16 protein-coding genes are annotated in these 19,427 nt (G+C 69.9%); 15 read left to right on the top strand and 1 reads right to left on the bottom strand.

All coding sequences use genetic code 11. From position 1 onward, the window contains the following. Positions 1-634: 634 nt before the first annotated feature. Entirely contained in the window at positions 635-2,050 is a 1,416-nt protein-coding gene (locus tag ACLHRZ_RS07925) for a hypothetical protein (RefSeq protein WP_490417563.1), read from the bottom strand. A 441-nt stretch (positions 2,051-2,491) separates the two neighbouring features. Here ACLHRZ_RS07925 and ACLHRZ_RS07920 point away from each other — a divergent pair, with 441 nt between their 5' ends. The 15 genes from ACLHRZ_RS07920 (at position 2,492) to ACLHRZ_RS07850 (ending at position 19,415) form a co-directional block, all read left to right on the top strand. Then, entirely contained in the window at positions 2,492-4,741 is a 2,250-nt protein-coding gene (locus tag ACLHRZ_RS07920; protein WP_490417562.1) for a sensor histidine kinase, read from the top strand. Then, positions 4,734-5,183 carry a roadblock/LC7 domain-containing protein gene (locus ACLHRZ_RS07915; RefSeq protein ID WP_490417561.1) on the top strand — a complete coding sequence of 150 codons (450 nt, stop codon included), beginning with the start codon at positions 4,734-4,736 and terminating at the stop codon, positions 5,181-5,183. Before ACLHRZ_RS07920 ends, ACLHRZ_RS07915 begins: the two co-directional genes overlap by 8 nt. An 18-nt stretch (positions 5,184-5,201) precedes the next feature. Further along, positions 5,202-6,143, top strand: a complete 942-nt coding sequence (locus tag ACLHRZ_RS07910; RefSeq protein WP_490417560.1) for an ABC transporter substrate-binding protein — start codon at positions 5,202-5,204, stop codon at positions 6,141-6,143. Positions 6,144-6,149: 6 nt separating this feature from the next. Then, positions 6,150-7,193, top strand: coding sequence for an Lrp/AsnC family transcriptional regulator (locus tag ACLHRZ_RS07905; RefSeq protein WP_490417559.1), 1,044 nt, complete (start codon positions 6,150-6,152; stop codon positions 7,191-7,193). Positions 7,194-7,587: 394 nt separating this feature from the next. Further along, positions 7,588-9,213 carry a phage tail sheath family protein gene (locus ACLHRZ_RS07900; RefSeq protein ID WP_490417558.1) on the top strand — a complete coding sequence of 542 codons (1,626 nt, stop codon included), beginning with the start codon at positions 7,588-7,590 and terminating at the stop codon, positions 9,211-9,213. A gap of 65 nt (positions 9,214-9,278) precedes the next feature. Next, the gene (locus ACLHRZ_RS07895; protein ID WP_490417557.1) at positions 9,279-9,755 is read left to right on the top strand and encodes a phage tail protein; all 477 of its coding nucleotides are present in this window, start codon (positions 9,279-9,281) and stop codon (positions 9,753-9,755) included. Between the two features lie 11 nt (positions 9,756-9,766). Further along, positions 9,767-10,231 carry a hypothetical protein gene (locus tag ACLHRZ_RS07890; protein ID WP_490417556.1) on the top strand — a complete coding sequence of 155 codons (465 nt, stop codon included), beginning with the start codon at positions 9,767-9,769 and terminating at the stop codon, positions 10,229-10,231. Then, entirely contained in the window at positions 10,228-10,392 is a 165-nt protein-coding gene (locus ACLHRZ_RS07885) for a DUF6760 family protein (protein ID WP_490417555.1), read from the top strand. The genes ACLHRZ_RS07890 and ACLHRZ_RS07885 overlap by 4 nt, the downstream gene beginning before the upstream one ends. Positions 10,393-12,130: 1,738 nt before the next feature. Continuing rightward, on the top strand, positions 12,131-12,919 hold the full coding sequence (locus tag ACLHRZ_RS07880; protein WP_490417554.1) for a hypothetical protein: 789 nt from the start codon (positions 12,131-12,133) through the stop codon (positions 12,917-12,919). Further along, positions 12,909-13,355, top strand: coding sequence for a phage tail protein (locus ACLHRZ_RS07875; protein ID WP_490417553.1), 447 nt, complete (start codon positions 12,909-12,911; stop codon positions 13,353-13,355). The genes ACLHRZ_RS07880 and ACLHRZ_RS07875 overlap by 11 nt, the downstream gene beginning before the upstream one ends. Positions 13,356-14,161: 806 nt before the next feature. Continuing rightward, positions 14,162-14,890, top strand: coding sequence for a CIS tube protein (locus tag ACLHRZ_RS07870; RefSeq protein WP_490417552.1), 729 nt, complete (start codon positions 14,162-14,164; stop codon positions 14,888-14,890). Next, positions 14,887-16,617: a VgrG-related protein gene (locus tag ACLHRZ_RS07865; RefSeq protein ID WP_490417551.1), complete on the top strand. Its 1,731-nt coding sequence runs from the start codon at positions 14,887-14,889 to the stop codon at positions 16,615-16,617. The genes ACLHRZ_RS07870 and ACLHRZ_RS07865 overlap by 4 nt, the downstream gene beginning before the upstream one ends. Before the next feature lie 62 nt (positions 16,618-16,679). Beyond that, positions 16,680-17,012, top strand: coding sequence for a PAAR domain-containing protein (locus ACLHRZ_RS07860; RefSeq protein WP_490417550.1), 333 nt, complete (start codon positions 16,680-16,682; stop codon positions 17,010-17,012). A gap of 2 nt (positions 17,013-17,014) precedes the next feature. Further along, on the top strand, positions 17,015-17,476 hold the full coding sequence (locus tag ACLHRZ_RS07855; RefSeq protein WP_490417765.1) for a GPW/gp25 family protein: 462 nt from the start codon (positions 17,015-17,017) through the stop codon (positions 17,474-17,476). Continuing rightward, positions 17,463-19,415 (top strand): putative baseplate assembly protein, encoded by a 1,953-nt coding sequence (locus tag ACLHRZ_RS07850; RefSeq protein WP_490417549.1) that lies wholly within the window; start codon positions 17,463-17,465, stop codon positions 19,413-19,415. The genes ACLHRZ_RS07855 and ACLHRZ_RS07850 overlap by 14 nt, the downstream gene beginning before the upstream one ends. Positions 19,416-19,427: the final 12 nt, after the last annotated feature.

Genomic DNA, 19,427 nt, shown 5'->3' with positions numbered 1-19,427 from the left:
CAGAGGTTGTCCGGCACCGGCCGGGGCAGGACCGCGCCGAAGAACTCGAACGCCTCGATGCAGGCAGCGCACCCGGCGTGCTGCTTCATCGTCGGAACCGGCCGCGCGAACATGTGCCGGAGGCGGCCAACACCGTGACGACGGCCCGGAGTCGGCCCGCCTCCCGGCCTTCGGGCCGGTCCGCAGCTCCATGAACCCGTAGTCGAGCTGGGCCTCCTCGGACGGGTCCGCCGGCCCATTCCGCCGCAGCGACGAGGCCGGGCCTCTGCGGGGACCGGGCCGGCGCCTGCGCAGACGGCGCCGCCCCGGTCCCCGCAGGACCAGGTCGCCGATGTGTTCCGGATCCGGAAGAACTTCGGCAAGGCTGTGGGGGAGACAGCGAGTGCCCACCACACCTGCATTCACGCCGTGTTCGTCCCGGCCGGGGAACCCGCAACCCGCGCCGGGAGGGGCCGTGCCCCTGGTTCTGGCGGACGGGACCAGGGACGTGTGCGGACGTACCCGCCGCTTGGCGGCCCGCGCCCGCGAGTGGCACACGGCGGCCGTCCAGGCAATGCACGCCCAGGGAGCGCCGACGGCCGCCACCGGCCGCGAACTCACCGGTACCCGCCTCCGACAGCCCCAGGATCACTGCCTACTTGCGGACCTTATTGACGACGGGCTTCGGCTCCAGAGATATATCACCGTCATCGACTCCGCCCTGCGGTTCGAAATGCATCGAATACTTGAGGTCGTAGTCCCACGTGCTCCCGGGGTTCAAGCTGGAGTGCTTGAACGTCTTCTTGAAGGAGAGAACTCCTCCGTACTTCATCAGATCCTGCTCCCCGCGGATCCTGTCCACATTGATCCTCTCCAGGACAGAGCCGAGCTGGTCGTCCTTGTCGGCATGGATGGCCAGCTTCACGACCGTCTCGGCCAGCGTCACCAGAGCACCGATACCATCCTTGCCGAACGCGATGGAGGCGAGGCTTGCCTTCGCGGCGTCAAGGCCGCTGTCGACCACGGCACCGGACACCTTGAACTGGGCGGGGGGAGCCACCCCCTGGCCCTGCTGACCCTGGGCCTCGACCAGGGCCTCGGCCAGGGCCAAAGCCTCGGTCTTGGCCCTGGCATCCGCTTCGGCCTTGGCCAGGGAATTGGCCTTCTCCAAGGCCAGGTACTCGGCCTTGGCCAGGGCATCGGCCTGAGTGTTGACCTGGGCCTGGGCCTGGGCCTTGGCCAGGGGGCCGGCCTGGGGGTCGGCCTCGGCCTGTGCCTTGGCCTTGGCCAGGGCATCGGCGTGAGCGTCGACCTGGGCCTGGGCCCGGGCCTTGGCCTCGGCCAGGGCCCGGACCTTGGCCTCGGCCTCGGCCAGAGCCCGGGCATCTGCCTGAGCCTGGAGCTTCTGCTCCAGGTCCGCCTTGGCAAACTTTCTTATCTGCGCGTCCTTGTCCTTCTGAAGGAGATTCTCAAGTTCGGTCTGCCTCTTCTCCTCTTCGCTGACGAAGCGTGAGGCGCTGTTCGAGCCGAGCATGGCATCGCCCACAGCGGTGCCGGAGTATTGCACCGCGATCGCGGGGGCGGCGGCCTTCGAAATCGTGGTGAACACGTCGCGAATGGCCTGCCGGTTCAGGATGTTCTCCTTCTTCTCCCACGCTGTGGGCTTGTCGGACTCCCAGAGCGTGAGTTCAAGCAGGATGCTCCCGGAGGTTGGGAGATCCCCTTCGAACAGGACCCGGTCAGTACCGGCCCACAGCATCGTCTGCCCCTTGCACATCGAGTGAGGCTGCGTCACGAATCTGTTGGACTTGATGCCTGCGATGACGCCACCAGTGGCGTAGATGTCATCGCCGCCATGGTCTTCAGTGTCACGGCACGTCAGCTCGTCGAGAACGATCCGCATCCTCACATTTCCAGGGTTGATTCCCTCCCTCTTCTTGTGGGTCAGCATCTCCACGGTCCCGTCGTTCTCCATTTGGAGGGCCGTCAGGGACGGCAAATTGACCCCGGCCACCCCGAAGGCCGGAGTCGTGATTCCCGGGAGCGACTTGGCTATGTTCGACTTGTCCATCCGAATCGATCCATCTCTTCGCGCTGCTACGGCAGCCTCATGGTATGGACTGACAAGGCGTCAGATCCGTACCGCAGGTTGACCGTTGACTCCCAACGGTGACTTTCATGAAGCCGACCGGAAAGGGTGTGTTATTCAACGGCATACCAGGATGTGGTGGCCGGGTTTGATTCCCCCGAGCAGTATGATCTGAGCAGGTTGGCCGTGCGCCGGGGGAAATGAATACGCGGGTGATTCCACTCGTCGCGCAGCGCCCACGGAGCTCTATCGGTTCCGCGCGCCAGGCCCCTTGTCCTGAGCCGGGGCATATGTGATCACCCTTCGACACCCGTTGTAGACCTCTGACACCGACTGATGCGGTTCCCGGTCCATAGGCTCGAAGCGTCCCGCAGCGTTGCGGGGAAGCGAGGATCACGGACAAACCCGGGACCTGTACTGCACATGAAGAACAAGACGAATCGTCCGGCGGGGGCCGGGAGAAGGCGCATCGCCAGAGTCGCGCGGCTGCCCCAGGACTGGAAGATCTCTACAAGAATGGCGATCGCGCTGCTGCTGCCCATCGCCCTGGCCCTGGGCCTTGCGGTTCCGGAGATCAGCGGTGCGTTGGACCGGGCGGAGCGGATGAAGGCCGACGAGGAAGCCAGCAGAATCGTCGTCGCGGCCGTACGGCTGGCGCACGCCCTTGAGAACGAACGGGACTTCGCCGCCCTCGCGAAACAACTGAAGGTCGACACGGCCCCGTACCGCGCCGAGACCGACAAGATGCTCGCCGCATACCAGGCCTTGGGCACGACGGGCGCGACGAACCGGGACATGGCACAACGGGTCGCCGATACGCGGAAGGCCCTGCAGGGCCTTCCGGAAACACGGGCCAAGGCGTACACGAAGGACTTCCGGTCGGTGGCCACCGACCTGGCCTATGCCGACATGATCACCCCGTTGCTCAGCCTGCCCATGGAAGTGGCGCGTGGCGGGGGCAGCAACGCCGCCGACATCTGGGCCCTGAGCTCGCTCTCCATCGGCAAGGCCTCCATCTCCAGCCAACGGGCCCTGCTGAACGCGGGCTTCTCCCGGTCCCGGGTGGAGGAGGACGAGCAGACGGAGGCGATGTCGCACGGCTGGCTGCAGAAGGTGAGCTTCCGCGAGTTCCGAACGGCCGCCCAGGAACAGGACGTTGCGAAGTTCAAGAAGGCCTTCGACGCCTCCTACGTCTCCGCGATGGTCGGAAAGGCCAGGACCGCCCATCCGTCGGAGCTCGACGCACGCCTGGTCAAGGAGTGGAACGGCTCGGCCACGCGCATCATCGACGACCTGCACGAGATCGAGCAGCAGATCGCCCGCCGCATCGCCGCCGCCGCGGCGCACGAGCGCTACGAGGCACAGAAGGCCGTCTGGTGGAACGGCGGAACGGTGGCCTGTGCGCTGCTGCTCACCTTCCTGCTGGCGGCCTGGATGGTTCAGGCCACGGTCCGGCAGCTCGGCCGTCTTCGCCGCACCGCGCTCAGGGCGGCACGGCAGGAACTCCCGGCCCTCGTAGGTCGGGTGGCCGAGCGCGGCACCGTCGACGACGCGCGCCCGGTGGCGCTGGACCTGGGGACGCGTGACGAGATCGGCGACGTGTCCCGGGCTTTCGAGCAGGTCTTCCGGGAGGCGGTCAAGCAGACCGCGGAACAGGCCGCCCTGAGGGCGAGCGTGAACTCCATGCTCGCCTCGATGGCACGGCGCAACCAGGTGCTGGTGTACCGGCAGCTCGACGTCATCGGAGCCGTGGGGCAGGAGGTGACGGACCCGGCGATGCTCAAGCAGGTGTTCCACATCGACCACCTGGCCACCCGGATGCGGCGGCACGGTGAGAACCTCCTCGTCCTCGCAGGGGAGCGGCCGGGCCGGGTGCACCAGGTGCCGGCGCCGCTGGTGGACGTCGTCCGGGCGGCTGCTTCGGAGGTGGAGCAGTTCACCAGGGTCGAAGTCGTTGTGAGCGGTGATGTGTGGGTTGCGGCCCCGGTGGTGCACGATCTGACCCATCTGCTGGCCGAGTTGATGGACAACGCGACGCAGTATTCGGATCCCTCCACGCAGGTGGTGGTGACGACCCGGCCGACGGTCAGCGGCGATGTCCTGATCGACGTCGAGGACAACGGTGTGGGTCTGTCCGCTCCAACGGTGGAGCGGCTCAACGAGGGCCTCGCGCGAACCTCGGCCGTCGACGCCTCGGTGGCGCGGCAGATGGGTCTGTACGTGGTCAGCCGGCTCGCCGCTGTCCACGGCATCCAGGTCCGTCTGAGCTCCCTGGGCAAGGGCACGACCGCCTCCGTGGTCCTGCCGGCCTCGTGCGTCGCGGCCGCCCGGCCACTGACCGGCGCCGTCGAGGAAACGGAGAACGATACGGAGCCGCCCGGCCCCCTCCCGCCCGAGGCAGCTCCCGCACCCGTACCGGCGTCGAAGTCGGCGTCGAAGCCGGCATTGAAGTCGGCGTCCGAACCGGTGCCGGAACCGGCACCGGACGGACTCCCGCGCCGTACCCCGCAGGCGACGATCCGGGAGCGGACGACGCTCGCACCGGCCGACGCGGACGGGGCGCCGAGAAAGGACGCAGCCGAACTGCGCCGCCGGGTGAGCGGCTTCTACGCGGGAGCGAACCGTGCCCGGCAGGAGCTCCGCGGCGAGAGGGAAGACCGGTCGGATGTCTGACGAGGGCGAGAGCATGAACACCGCGAACGGCACATCTGCCGGCGTGACCTGGCTGATCGACGAATTCACCGCCCGTACCCCGGGCGTGACCAGCGCGCTGCTGGTGTCGGCGGACGGCCTGACCCTTGCGGACTCGGGGGACCTGGCCGAGGAGCGCCTCGAGCACCTGGCGGCGGTCGTCTCCGGAATCGCGGTCCTGGCCCGCGGGGCGGTGTCCGTCCACGGCAAGGGCCGGATGAACCAGACGCTGGTGGACATGGACACCGAGGGCGGATTCCTCTGCATCATGACCGTCTCCGAGGGCTCCGTCCTGGGTGTGCTGTGCAGTTCCTCCTGTGACATCGGGCTGGTGGCCTACGAGACCGCCCGCCTGGTGGACAGAGTGGGCCCCGCCCTCACCCCACGCGTGCGCGCGGGGCTCCGACAGATGATCTTCGACTGAACACCCGGGTGATCGGACGTGCATATCTCATACCCGGGCGGTCCGGCGCGGTGGCTCCGGGCCACCGCGCTCGCACTCGCCTCAGGGCTTCTCACGGGGTGCCTGGGCACGCAGGTACAGGCCGATGCGGCGTCGTCGCCCGCCGGGTCCCCGGACCAGCGCAGCGCCCCGCTCTTCGGGATGCTGCCCGACAAACACCAGCGATCGGGCACGATCGTGGTGGGCATCGACAGCGTCGCTCCCCTGGTCTTCCCCGAGGGCGGCAGGACCGTGGGGGTGGAGGCGGATCTCGCCGCCGCACTGGGCAGACTGCTGGGCGTCGTCTTCGAATTCGAACACGTCGAGTTCTCCCAACTGCTCAGCGGCCTCCAGGCCCATCGCTTCGACCTGGCCATGTCGGGCATCCACGACACCGAGCAGCGGCGCCGGGGCGTGGACGACACGGGAGCCAGGACCGGACCGGGCGTCGACTTCGTGCGCTACTTCACCGCCGGCACCTCGATCGTCGTCCGGAAGGGCGGCGCGCAGGGCGTCACCGCTCCCGCCGGCCTGTGCGGCAGGAGAGTGGCCGTCCAGCAGGGCACGACCGTCGAGGACACCGCCCGCCGCCGTGCGCAGGCATGCACGGCGGCAGGACGACCGGACATCGCCCTGGACCGGCACGAGACCCACAAGGCGGTGCTCGAGTCCCTGGAACGCGGCAGGGCGGACGCCGCGATGATGGACTACCCGACCGCCGTCCACACCGCCAACCATGCCCATGGCAAGAAGGCCTTCGAGGTGGTGGGCAGTCAAATGGAGCCGAAACCCTACGGCATTGCGCTGCCCAAGGGCGCCGACAGGCTGCGTGAGGCGGTGCAGTTCGCGCTGAAATCCGTGATGGACAGCGGCGAGTACACCAGAATCCTCGAGAAATGGCAGGTCGCGGACGGCGCTCTGAAGGCGGACGACCTAGTCTGACCCCTGATGGACGCCACCCAGATCACCTCGCTCGACCTCGGGATCCTGCATGCGCTGCAGATCCACCCCCGGGCCTCCTGGGCCCTGCTCGGGGAGGTCCTGGAGGTCAGTCCGGCCACGGTGGCCCGCCGCTGGGCGCGGCTGCAGGAAGCGGGTCTGGCCTGGACGAGCGCCTACCCCACGCAGGTGCGGGAGGGCGCTTCGGACATCGCCGCCGCGTTCGTCTTCGCCTCCTGCACGCCGGGTACCGCACCGGCGGCGGCCGCCGCTCTGGCCCGGCACTCCGAGACCGTGTCGGTGGAGCTGACCGTCGGGGACCGGGACCTGTTCCTCACGATCGCGGCACCCGACCGCGAGGCCCTCGGCGACTACCTGCTCGGGCCGCTGGCAGCGGTTCCGGGACTGCGCTCCTTCGACACGACACTGCTGGCCAGGCTCCACCTGGAGGGCAGCCGGTGGCGGCTGCGGGTCCTGCCCCCGGAGGCCGCACACACCCTGCGCAAGGAGGCAGGGCGGCGCGAACGGACCCTGTCCAAACGGGCCGTCGACGAGGTGGACCGGCAGGTGCTCGCCGTCCTGGCCGAGGACGGCCGCGCGTCGTACGCCACGATCGCCGCCGCCTGCGGGATCGGCGAGGGAACGGCTCGCCGCCGTACGGAGTCGTTGCTGTCGGGAGGCACGATCTCCGTCCGCTGCGACGTGGCCGGAGAGATCGCGAGCCGGCCGGTCTCCGCGACCCTCGCCGCACGCGTCCCGGCGGACCGTCTGCTGGGAACGGCACGGGCCTTCACCGCGCTGCCGGAGGCGCGCCTGGTGGCCTCCTGCGTCGGGTCGGCGGACCTCCTGGTGACCCTCTGGCTGTCCTCCGTGCAGGACGTCTCCCGGGTGGCGGCCGCCGTCGCAAGCCGCTTCCCGGACACCGAACCCCGCCGCTGGCTGACCGGGGTCCGCACCGTCAAGCGCGTCGGACGCCTGCTCGACGCACAGGGCCGGGCCACGGGCTGGGTGGCGCCCTTCCAGAGCTCGCCGCCGTCCGCGTACGGAGCCTAGGCGCTCCGCCGGAAGGGCGGCTCGATGGCTGCGGGCCGTCCGTGGCCGTTCGCGCCCATGCGGCGGAGCCGCATGTTCAGCGGAGCCCCGCGCCCCTGCGGGGCACGGTACTGCTCGACGGCGCACCTCCCAGTTTCGCGTACGAGAACACGCCGGCCGGCAGGGAACGTTGATATCGGCAATCCAAGGTTGACGCTTTCCCGGCGTGCAATGACAGATCCGTTGAATTTCATTTCCCGGTGCATTTCGTTTGACAGTGCCCGAGTTTCGTGACGATGATTCAGGTCCGGGATCGCTGACTGCACGCGACCCGCCAATCCTCGTTGCACGCAGCCCAGTTGACGGTGGGCCAGTTTGCCGCGTGCCGTTGCCGAAAACCCGGAAGGAGTTCTGGATGGCGAAGTACTTGTCCCCCGGCGTGTTCGTGGAGGAGATCGCGGGAGGTTCCCGCCCCGTGGAGGGGGTGGGAACCGCCGTGGCCGCCTTCGTCGGCTTCGCGGCCCAGGGACCTGTGAACGAGCCGGTCCGGATCACCAACTGGGGCCAGTACGCCAAGACTTTCGGGGAGTCCGCCGAGGGCTGCTACCTCGGACACTCCGTCTACGGCTACTTCGCGAACGGCGGTGGAACCTGCTACGTCGTGCGGGTCGGCGCACAGCCGTCCGCCGGGGCGGCGGACGACGGCGGTGCCGGCAGCGTGCAGGCACCGGTGGTCCATGCGCTGGGCGGATTCCGGGTGACCGCACTGCCGGCTGCGTCCGGGCGTGACGTGTCCGTCGACGTGCGGCGCAAGCCGTCCAGGAACCGCCGTGCGCCTGCCGACGGTTCCGAGTCCGTCAAGGCCGCCGACGACACGGCCGAGCCGCCCGCCGGCACACCTGCCGACAACACCTACACCCTGACGGTCACGGTGGACGGTACACCGGCCGAGACTTTCGAGGTCTCCAGCGAGAAGACGTCGCCGCAGTACGTGGTGACACAGGTGCGCGAGCGCTCCCGGTTCGTCCTCTTCGAGGAGGCGGCCGCCACCGGTACCGCACTCGCGCTGCCCGCGCGCTCCTCCGTGGCGTTCAACGCCCCGGCAGCCGGGGAGCAGGGCACGCCCGACCCTGTCAAGGACGTGGTCGGCAGCTACGTCGGCGACGTGAACAGCCGCTCCGGCCTGTCGGGTCTGGAGGCGATCGACGACGTGACCATGGTGGCCGCTCCCGACCTCATGGCCGCCCACGAACGCGGCGCCCTCAGCCGCGAGCAGGTGAAGGCCGTCCAACTCGCCATGATCAACCACTGCGAGAACATGGCCAACCGCATGGCGATCCTCGATCCGCTGCCGGGCATGGGCCCCGCCGACGTGTACGAGTGGCGGCAGAACGAGGCGGGCTACGACTCCAAGTACGCGGCCTTGTACTACCCGTGGGTCTCGGTGGCCGACCCGTCCACCGGCAAGAGCTTCCTGATGCCGCCGTCGGGACACGTCGCGGGACTCTGGGCCCGCAACGACGAGATCCGCGGCGTGCACAAGGCTCCGGCGAACGAGGTGCTCCGCGGCGTGCTGGACCTCGGCATCCAGGTCACCAAGGGCGAGCAGGAACGGCTCAACCCCGCGGGCGTCAACTGCATCCGGAGCTTTCCCGGCCGGGGCATCCGGGTCTGGGGCGCCCGCACGCTGTCCAGCGACCCCGCCTGGCGCTACCTCAATGTCCGGCGCCTCTTCAACTACCTTGAGGAGTCGGTCTACCTCGGGTCGCAGTGGGTCGTCTTCGAGCCCAACGACGAGCGGCTGTGGTCCACCATCCGCCGGAACGTCGGAGCTTTCCTCACCGGAGAGTGGCGCCGAGGCGCGCTGTTCGGCAGCAACCCCGAGCAGGCCTTCTACGTCAAGTGCGACGCCGAGACCAACCCGCCGGACGTCATCGAGTCCGGCCAGGTCGTCTGCGAGATAGGCGTGGCCCCGGTCAAGCCCGCCGAGTTCGTCGTGTTCCGCATCTCGCAGGAGTCCCTTTCCGGGGCGGCGGCCTAGACCGGCTGCTGTCTTCGTACTGCGGATCAATTCCCTTCCTTCCCCACCACTCATGAGGAGTCACGATGTCTGATGACAACAGCCCGATGGCGGCGGACGACAACAAGCTGGGAAGCCCTTTCCGGGCCGATACGTTCAGCATTCAGATCGACGGGATCGTGCTGGAGACGCTCAAGAGCGTCAGCGGTCTGAGCCTCGAGGTCGAGGTGGAGACCAAGCACTACGTCGGAGCGCGCAGCGGTTCGCCGTTCATCGTGAAGACGCCGGGCCGGCGGAACGTGCCCAGCATCACGATCGTGCGCAGCCTGGACAAGAGCGATGAATTCACCAAGTGGATCACGGAGTCGCGAAAGGACACGATCAGCAAGGCGAAGAGGAACGTCACCATCGAGCTGCAGAACAGTGCGAAGGACGAGAAGCGGACCGCCACGCTGACCGGCGTCTGGGTGAGCAAGTGGAGCGTCGGCGAGCTCTCGGCGGGTTACAGCGGCGAGGTCGAGGAGACCGTTGTGCTCGAGTGCGACACCATCGAGTTCACGTGAGGCGAGGTCGTGTGACCGAAGGCGTGCCGGGTGCCGAGGCCGGGGCGAGTGCACCGGCCCCGGGCCCGGCCCCCTCGTACGAGGCGGCCGGCCCGCCCGGCGGGCCCGCGGTCCTCCGCACGGAGTTCCCGTTCACGCTCCCGCGCGGCTACGTGGACGCGCAGGGGAACGTACACCGTGAGGGCGTGATGCGACTGGCCACCGCACGTGACGAGCTGTTGCCGCTCAAGGACCTGAGGGTGCGCGAGAACCCGGCCTACCTCTCCGTCGTGCTGCTCGGCCGTCTGATCACCAGGCTCGGCACTCTGACGGATGTCGACGCGGGAATCGTGGAGCAACTGTTCGCGGCAGACCTGGCATTTCTGCAGCGCTTCTACGAAAAGGTCAACACGGACGGATCGTCCCTCGCTTCGACCGTGTGCCCCGGCTGCCACCACGAGTTCGAGGTCGACATGGGGAGCCGCCTGGGGGAATGACGGTGTACGCGGCCGACGATCTGCACGCCGAGATCGCGTACATCGCCCATCACTTCCACTGGCCGCTGACCGAACTGCTCGATCTGGAACACCTCCAGCGACTGCAGTACGTCGGCTGGATCAGGGACATCAACCAGCGTCTGACAGACGGGAACCAGTGACATGCTGCAGCGGATATTCGGGGTGAGCCGGGACGGGCATCAGCCCGCGCCGGCAGCCGTCCGCCGGGAGGGCCCGGGCGAGCGGGCCCGCGTCCCCGTGGCACTGCCCGGGAACATGCAGCGCCTCGCCGCCGGTCTGTCCCCTGTCACGGAACAACGGCGGATCACCACGCGGTTGCCGGCTTGGCGGGACCCCCGGCTGTCCGGGGAACTGGCGACGTCGGTCGACAAGGACCCGCCCCTGGTGTTCAGAGCGGTGCAGGGGCGGTGGGGAGCGACCGGCATGCCTCGGCACAGAAATGCGGTGGAGCTGCTCTGGCCGATCGACCGACAGGCGCGGGCCGAGGGGCTGTTGCATGCCGGCGCAGCCCCCACTGCACCGCACTCGTCCGGCTCTCCGGATGTCCGGTCCGGGCGCGCACAGCTGCAGAGTCCGGCGGGAGTGGATGACGTGGCCCGTGACCATGAGCAGGACGCTCCGTCGGCGCGGCGTCGCCGTCGGCGCACACGGTTCCGCGGTAGGCGGGCAGCGGCGGGGGAGGCGCCGGAGGCGGCCCGGGGCTCCGCGCCCCGGCCACCGGCCGATCCACCGGTGCCATTGGCCCTTATGCCTGGTCCCGTGCCCCTTCCTGGACCGGTCCCGGCAGCAGACCCGGCGGGCACGGGCTCGGCGGACATGGGCCCGGGACGGCGCGCAGCGGTGGACGGGCGGCACGGGTACCCGCCTGCGGCCGGTCCACCCGCCGTCGTGACCACGCCCGTATCAGCCGACGCCGTCGGTGAGCGGCGCACCGCATCGCCGTCGCTACAGGACCCTGCGACTGCTGTTCCGGCGCCGACCGGCAACCGGGAACCGCGGACGTCGTTCGCACGGAGCGTCGAACGATGGACCAGGGCGAGAGTGAACAAGCTTCGCATGGTGCCGACTTCACGCCCGGAACCGGACGAGTCCGGGAGGCGGGGTGACGACGCGCGGAACGCCGACGGCACAGAGCCGGGCGGCACACCACGACGGGATCGCTCTCTCCGGCGGCCCTCGTCCTCGGCCGCACGCGACAGCATGCCGCGCCGAACCGTGTCGCACGCCGCAGCGGTGGACACGACGGACACCACGAGCCCGGCGATGACGACGCGCCGGACGACGACAGGACCCGTCCTCGACCCCGAGGGCGGCAACGGCCACGGTGGCCCATCGGTCCGCCCGCCTCGGGCAGCGTTCTCGTACGGTGATTCGTTCAGTGCCTCGCCGACCGCATCGGTCGGCAGGCGGCCGTACCCCGGGGACATCGCACGGATCATGCTCCCCCCGCGTCCGCGCGGCGGCATCGGTGCTTACGTGCCGCCGCCGGCAGCAGGCCCGGGTGAGCAGCCATACCCGGTGGATGCGTCTGTTCCGGGCTGCACCCCCGTACCGGTTGATGCACCTGCTCCCGGCTGCACCCCCGTACCGGTCGCGCCGGACGGAGTCGTCCTGCCGGCTGTGTCTGCACGTGAACAGTCCGACAGGGGCGGAGCCGAAGCGCCGGCCCCCGAGGGTCCGGGCGGCGCAGGATCGCCCCGGATTGGCGGTGACTGGTATGCCTCACCGGAAGCAATCGCAAGGTCCGTGCGCCGGTTCGTCTTCCGTAGCAGCCGGCCTTCCGGCAAGCGGTTCACGGCTGCGCAGGAACCCGAACAGACAGCGCCGGCTGCGGCTCTCCGCAGCGGTGACCCCGAGCGGGGTCGGAAGGAACTACCGGTGGGACCACCGGGTTTCGACCCGGTCTCGGAGGGCCCTGGCGAAGCGGTGCCGGACCGGAGCAGAGCCGAGGCCGGGCAGTGCACGGCCGGGCCGGCCGACAAGAGCGTCGACGGAGCCTTGCACCACCGTACGGACGGCTCCATGTCCGTCCCGGTGCTGCGCCGTGCCGCACCCGACGGTATCGCCTCGGAACACCCGTACGTGTGGCCGGTGTCTGCACCCGTGGCGGACTCCGCGGCTGTGCGCAGGGCCGTGCAGCGGACCGGCTGGGCGCCGCACCGGGTACCGATCACGGTGCTGGAGTTGCACCGCGAGGTGCTCACCGGCTCCGGGACCGTGGCAGAGCCGGCCGCGGGGGAGACCGGCGTGCTGGGCCACCGAATGCCGCACGAGGCGCCGGTAGGCGTGCCACCCGCACGCCTCGGGCATGCGTCGTCGGTCGCCGCCGTCGGTGACGATGCTGGGACCACCGGACTGTCGGTTCAGACGTCCACAGTGCGCGATGAGGAACGCCGGCGCTTCGAACTGCCGGTGCCTGGGCGCGTCGTGCACCGCCATGCGGAGGAAGAGCGCGTCGTGCGGCCGGCCGGCCCTGTGACGCTTCCCTCCGCGGCGGCTGCCTGGCGCTTCACTGTCCACCGCACGGCAACGGTTCCTGCCGGCGCCGCTGCACACAGCCCGGGCCGGGCGGGAACACCGGGCATTCCCGTGAGCCGTCTCGCGGCGCCGGAAGGCTGGGGCATACCTGTCGGCCTCCTCAACGAAGGAGAGAAGAATGGCGATTGACGCGTTGTTGGCCAGCCACCAGTTCTCCCTCTCGATCGACGGGGATCCCTGGGGGTTCTTCACCCAGTGCACCGGACTCGCCTGCGCGATCGACCTGGACGAGCTGGACGTCGGAGGGATGGGCGACTCCCTCAAGCACCTCCCGAAGCACCTCACATACCCGTCCGTCACCCTCGCCAGACCGTTGACGGCGGACGCCATGAGGACATGCGAGTGGGTGCAGGAGACGGCCCGCCACCCCAAGCGCATCACCATGGGGATCGCCTGTATCGATGCCGGCGGCAAGCCGGTGGCGCAGTGGGATCTGCTGAACGCCATGCCGGTGGCGTGGCGAGGCCCCGTCCTGGACGCCGCGGGCGCCGGCAGAGCGATGGAGGAACTGGACGTCGTCCACGAGGGCTTCATGCGCAGCCGCTCCGGCGGCCCGAAGAGCTGAGAGGAAACATGGTGGACGAACCGGAACTGCCGGATCAGGGTCTGACGGACGAGCCTGAGCCGGACGCGCTGGACGCGCCTGAACCGGACGAGCCTGAGGCGGACGCGCCGGATGTGCCTGAGCCGGATGTGCCCGACGAGCCCGAGCCGGACGCGCCGGACGGCCCCGAGCCTCTGGACGATCCCGATGGTCCGAACGATCCGGATGCTCCGGCCACGGATGACGCCTCGGATACGCCGGAAACATCTGAGGCATCTAATGCGTCTGACACATCTGATGAGCCGGACTCCTCGGACGAGCCCGGGGCGTTGGACGCGACCGAGCCCCCGGAGGACCCTGGCCCCTCGGACGGCCCCGACGTGCCGCAGATGCCGTCCTTCAACCTCCCCGGCCTTCCTGGCTTCCCGAAACTTCCGAACCTCAACATCAACTTCCCCCGTCTTCCGAACCTGAACGTCAACTTCCCGAAACTTCCGAACCTCCCGAACTTCCCGAACCTTCCAAGCCTCCCGACTCTGCCGAGCCTCCCGAACCTTCCCGACCTTCCCCACCTGCCCGACGCTCCGCGTCTGCCCGACCTCCCGGGCGCACTGGATGTACCGCCCCTGCCGGGGGTGCCGGGCGCGCCGAATGTGCCGGGTGTGCCCGGCACACCAGGCATGCCGACCCCGCCAGGTGCGCGGAACATGCCGGGCACACCGAACACCCCCGGTGCAGCCGACGTGCCGGGTTCACCCAACACACCTGGATCCCTCAACACGCAGAGGGCGTCACCGCGTACGGCAGAGCCGTCGAGTACGTCGAGCATGTCGGTCAAGTCGGGCACACCGGCCGCGTCGGAAGCCGGCCACGACAACATGGTCGGTGCGGTCCTCGAGCTGTACGCACCACCCAGCGGTAGCGGAACCGACCCGGTGCTCGTCGAGGAAGTCCCGTTCCAGTTCAACCCGGCTCGGCTGGAACTGGTGAAGGAAGCGGCCTGGGCACGCCACAACGGCCGTTCCGCGCCGCACGCTTCCGTGCCGGAGTTCACCGGGAGCCGGCCGCGCACGCTGGCGATGACGGTGATGCTCGACGAGCCGGACCCGGGCCGGAGGACGGTCGACGAGCGGGTGAGCAAGCTGCTGGAGTTCTGCAGGCCCACCGAGGGCAGTCTGGATGCGAAGCAGCCTTCCACGCCCTGGGCGAGATTCCGCTGGGGCGGCTTCGAATCGGTCTCGTTCATGGCCTATCTGCGCACGGTCAAGGCCACCTACACCCGCTTCTCCCCGCAAGGGAACCCACTGCGGGCGGTGTGCGACCTCGTGCTGGAGGAGATCGGCGGCACGACGAAGAGGCAGAATCCGACATCGGGTTCCCCCTCGTCGCAGCGGTCCTGCACTCTCGTGCGCGGTGACTCGCTGCAGTCCGTCGCGTTCCGCAGCAGCGGCCGCCCGGCGGACTGGCGCCGTATCGCCGAACTGAACGGAGTCGAAGACCCCTCGAAGGTGCAGCCGGGCCGGACGCTGCTGCTGCCCGGAACGGAGCGCACATGACCGAGCGTCACACCGCAGGGCTGAGCATCCGGGTCGGCGGGCAGCCTCTGCCAGCGGTCTACGACACGGCGCTGGCTTGGGCATCCGTCACGGAGAGCGGCAGCACGCCCGCCGCTGCGGAGATCGGCTTCCGGGACCCCTACCGGATCGCTCTCCTGGCCGGGCCCGGGATCGGACTCGGCACCGTGATCGAGCTGGTCGCCGACTCCGACGGAGAGTTCCTGCTCTTCAGAGGCGAGGTCACCGGCTGTGAGGCGAGAGCGGCGGAAACCGGGGTCTTCAGCGTCGTCAAGGCCGAGGACCTTGCCCACCGGCTCCGGCGGGGCCACCGGACGCGCGCCTACCAGCAGGTGTCGGCGAGCCAGATCGCCGAGAAGATGGCGAGCCTCGCGGGGCTGGAGGTGGGCACGGTCGACGGCACCGACGTGGTGTACGAGTTCCTGACCCAACCGGCCATGTCGGACTGGGACTTCCTGGTCCACCTCGCCCGCGAGAACGGCCGCGATCTCTTCGTGCGCGCCGGGCAGCTGCACTTCGCAAAGCCGGCAAGAGCATCGGAGACTCCGACGACCCTGGAATTCGGGCGCGACCTGGTGAAGGCGACCTCCGCCGCAACACTGCGCGACCAGGTGACCGAGGTGTCGGTGCGCGGCTGGGACCACGAAGGCAAGAAGCCGCTGCGCGCCGACCGAACGCCTGCGCGGGCTCCCGGAAGGGAGGTGGCGTGGCAGGTGGATTCCGCCGTGCTGCGGGGAGAAAAACTGGTGCTGCCGGGGTTGCCGCGCGCCACGCAGCACGAGGTCGAGAAGGTGGCCGACGCGATGGCCCAGGAGATCGCCGCCGGGCTCACCGAAGTGCGCGCCGTCGTACGCGGCGAGCCACGGCTGAGGCTCCGGTCGTCGGTGTCCCTCAAAGGGCTCGGCACACAGTTCGAGGGCCGTTACACGGTCACCTCCGTCGTGCACGAGTACCACCCGGACTCCGGCTACCTGACGGAGCTCACGGTGCGCGAGGGCACGGACGGCACGGACACAGGGCGCCCCGGCGACGGCGAAGACGCCCTGCGCCGCTTCTGGGGTCTCATGCCGGCCACGGTCGTCGACATCCAGGACCCCGGACATCAGGGCCGAGTGACGGTCAGCCTGCCCTGGCTGGCGCCGCCGGAGGAGTACAAGAGCACCTGGGCCCGCACCGTCCAGCTCGGCGGCAGCCGGGGGCACGGCGTGGTCCTGCCGGAAGTGGGCGACGAAGTGCTCGTCGGCTTCGAACAGGGCAGTCTGGACCGGCCGTACGTCATCGGCGGCCTGTACAACGGCGTCGACCGGCTCGCGCCGCACAGCGTGGAGCTGTACGACTCGACCAAGGGGACCGTCAACCGGCGCTCCTTCGCCTCCAAGGAGGGGCACCGCCTCGAACTCCTGGACGCCGGCGGCCAGGGCATGGGAGCCGTACTCACCACCGGTGACGGCAAGTTGCGCATCGAACTCGACCAGCACAACACCCTCGTCTCCGTCGGGAGCGACGGAACGATCGAGATCACGGCAGCGCACGGCATCACTCTGGATGCCGGCAAGGCACCGCTGGAGCTGCGCGGCCAGTCGATCGACATGAATGCGACCGGACAGGTCAAGGTGTCCGGGACGGGCGTGGAGGTGTCCGGGAAGGACGTGACCGTCAAGGGCGGGGCCCGGACGGAGATCTCGGCCCCGCTCGTGAAGATCAACTGATGGCGCCCGGCGACCGCATGAAACCAAGCAGGGGCCACCGCGCCCGAAGGGAGAACACGACCGTGCCAGCCGCCGCACGCATCGGTGACGCCACCTCGCACGTCCCCAACCCGTCCCCGCTGCCCGTCCCAGCCGGAACGGGCGCCGTCACCGGCCCGCCCGTCGCCGCCAACGTCCTGATCGGTGGCCAACCCGCGGCCGTGGCAGGCTCCTTGGCGAGCTGCGCCTTCCCCGGGCACGTACCGCCGGTGCCCCCGACACCGCTGATCACCATGCCGGGAACATCCGGCAGCACCGTGCTCATCGGCGGCCTGCCGGCAGCGGTCATGGGCGACAAACTGCCCTGCGGTGCCGCCGTCGTCGGGGGCTGCGCCACCGTCGTGATCGGCCGATGAACATGTCCGACATGTTCATCGGCCGCGGCTGGGCCTTCCCGCTCGGCGTCAGCCCCTCCGGCGGCGTGGCCATGGCCGAGGGATCCGCCGACGTCGAGCAGGCCATCCGCCTCGTCCTGGGCACCGAACCCGGCGAGCGACCCATGCGACCGGAGTTCGGCTGCGCGATCCGCGACAAGGTCTTCGGCGTCTTCGACGCCTCCACCAGCGGCGCCGTCGCCCACGAGGTACGACGGGCCCTGGAGCGCTGGGAACCACGGATCGTCGTCGACGAGGTCGGCATCACCCAGGAAGCCGGGCACCAGGAAGTCCTGCACATCCACATCACCTACCGGCTGGCGAGCACCAACAGCCGCCGCAACCTGGTCCACCCGTTCTATGTGATACCTGCCCACGAGGGTGAGGGGCCGCCGTCCGGGCACGCACACGAACCCCTCCGGAGGAAAACCGATGTCCCTGCCTAGCCCGCACCTGGACGACCGCCGGTTCCAGGACCTCGTCGACGACGCCAAGCGCTTCATCCAGCGCCGTTGCCCGGAGTGGACGGACCACAACGTCTCCGACCCCGGCGTCGCGCTGATCGAGGCGTTCGCGCAGATGGTCGACCAGCTCTCCTACCGGCTCAACCGGGTGCCCGAGAAGATCCACCTCGAATTCCTGGACCTGCTGGGCGTCCGGCTCACGGCACCCCGCGCGGCGTGCACCGAGCTGACGTTCAGACTCTCGGCCCCCCGGAAGGCGGCCGTGACCGTGCCCGCCGGCACCGAGGTCGCCACACCCCGCACCGGGGCCGAGCCGGCCTGCGTCTTCACCGTCGACCGGGAACTCGCCATCGTGCCCACCGCGTTGCGGCACATCGGCACCGCACCGTCCGGCCAGGCCCCCGAGTTGGTCACGGAGCGGTTCGCAGCCGGCGAACCGGTGACGTGCTTCGCCGAAACGCCCGCCCCCGGCGACAGCCTGCTCGTCGGGCTGTCGGAGGCCGCACCGCGCTGCACGGTGGCGCTGCGCATGGACTGCTCGCTGGGCGGGGTGGGCGTGGACCCACGCCGCCCGCCCCGCGTGTGGGAGGCCTGGTGCGGCGAGGGCTGGGCGGAGTGCGAGATCGAGAGCGACGGCACGGGAGGACTCAACCGGGCCGGGGAGCTCATCCTCCACATACCCGACGGACACACCGCCTCCCTCGTCGGGCGGCGCCGCGCCGGCTGGCTGCGCTGCCGGGTGACCGAGGCCGGCCCGGACCGGCCGTCGTACTCCTCCTCGCCCCAGGTCCGCGCCATGGAGATCTGCACGATCGGCGGAACGACCACCGCGGCGGAGGGCGAGACGGTACCGCACGACGAACTCGGCATCTCCGACGGAACGCCCGGCCAGTCCTTCGCCGTTCACCGCATCCCCGTCGTCTCCGGCTCGCTGGCCACGGTGACCGTCGAGGCCGCGTCCGGGCCGCAGACCTGGACGGTGGTGCAGTCGTTCGTCGACTCCGCACCCGAGGACCGGCACGTGACCGTGGACGAGGTCAGCGGCACCGTCTGCTTCGGACCGGCGGTCCGTCAACCCGACGGCGGGGTACGCCAGTACGGCGCCGTGCCCGAGATCGGCGCACGGATCATTGCCGGCGCCTACCGGCGGGGCGGCGGACGCGCGGGCAACGTCGCCGCGTCCGCCCTGACCGTGCTGCGCACCCCGCTGGCCCTCGTCAGTCGAGTGGAGAACCGGTACGCAGCCGTCGGCGGAGTGGACGCCGAGTCCGTGGACAGCGTGCGCCAGCGCGCCGGGCGGTGGCTGCGGACCCAGGACCGGGCCATCACCGCACAGGACTACAGGACGATCGTGGTGGCGGCCTGCCGTGACGCCGGGCGCGTCGAGTGCATCGCCGAGACCGCGGAGACGGGCACGCCGGGACTGGTCCGCGTCCTGATCGTGCCCCGGGCGCGGGACGTCCGGGACGAGGACGGCTGGCGCGGCCTGGTGCCCTCGCAGACCATGCTGGCCACGGCGGCCGCCGCCGTCGAGGCCGCCCGTCCCATGGGTGTGGTGGTCTCGGTGAGCGGCCCTGCCTACCAGGGCATCACCGTCATCGCCGAAATCGAGGCCGTCAAGGGCGCGGACGGCCAAGAGGTGCGGGAACGCGTTCTGCAGGCGCTGTACGCCTGTCTGAGCCCGCTGCCGTCCGAGCAGGACGGCCGGCCCGGCTGGCCGCTGGGCCGGGCGCTGCGGCTGAGCGATCTGTACGGTGCCGCGGCGCGGTGCGAGGGAGTGGAGTCCGTCGTCAGGCTGGAGATGTACCCGGCGGACGTCGACTCCGGGGAACGGCAGCCCGCCGTCGAACGCCTCGACGTCGGCCCGGCCACCCTGTTCCTGTCCTACCGGCACCAGGTCGCGGTGCAGCAGCCCCGCTGACGATCCAGGCCG

It is taken from the genome of Streptomyces sp. AM25, from assembly GCF_058146165.1.
Note: the sequence above shows the minus strand (reverse complement) of the source record. Positions and strands in the feature narration are given on the sequence as shown.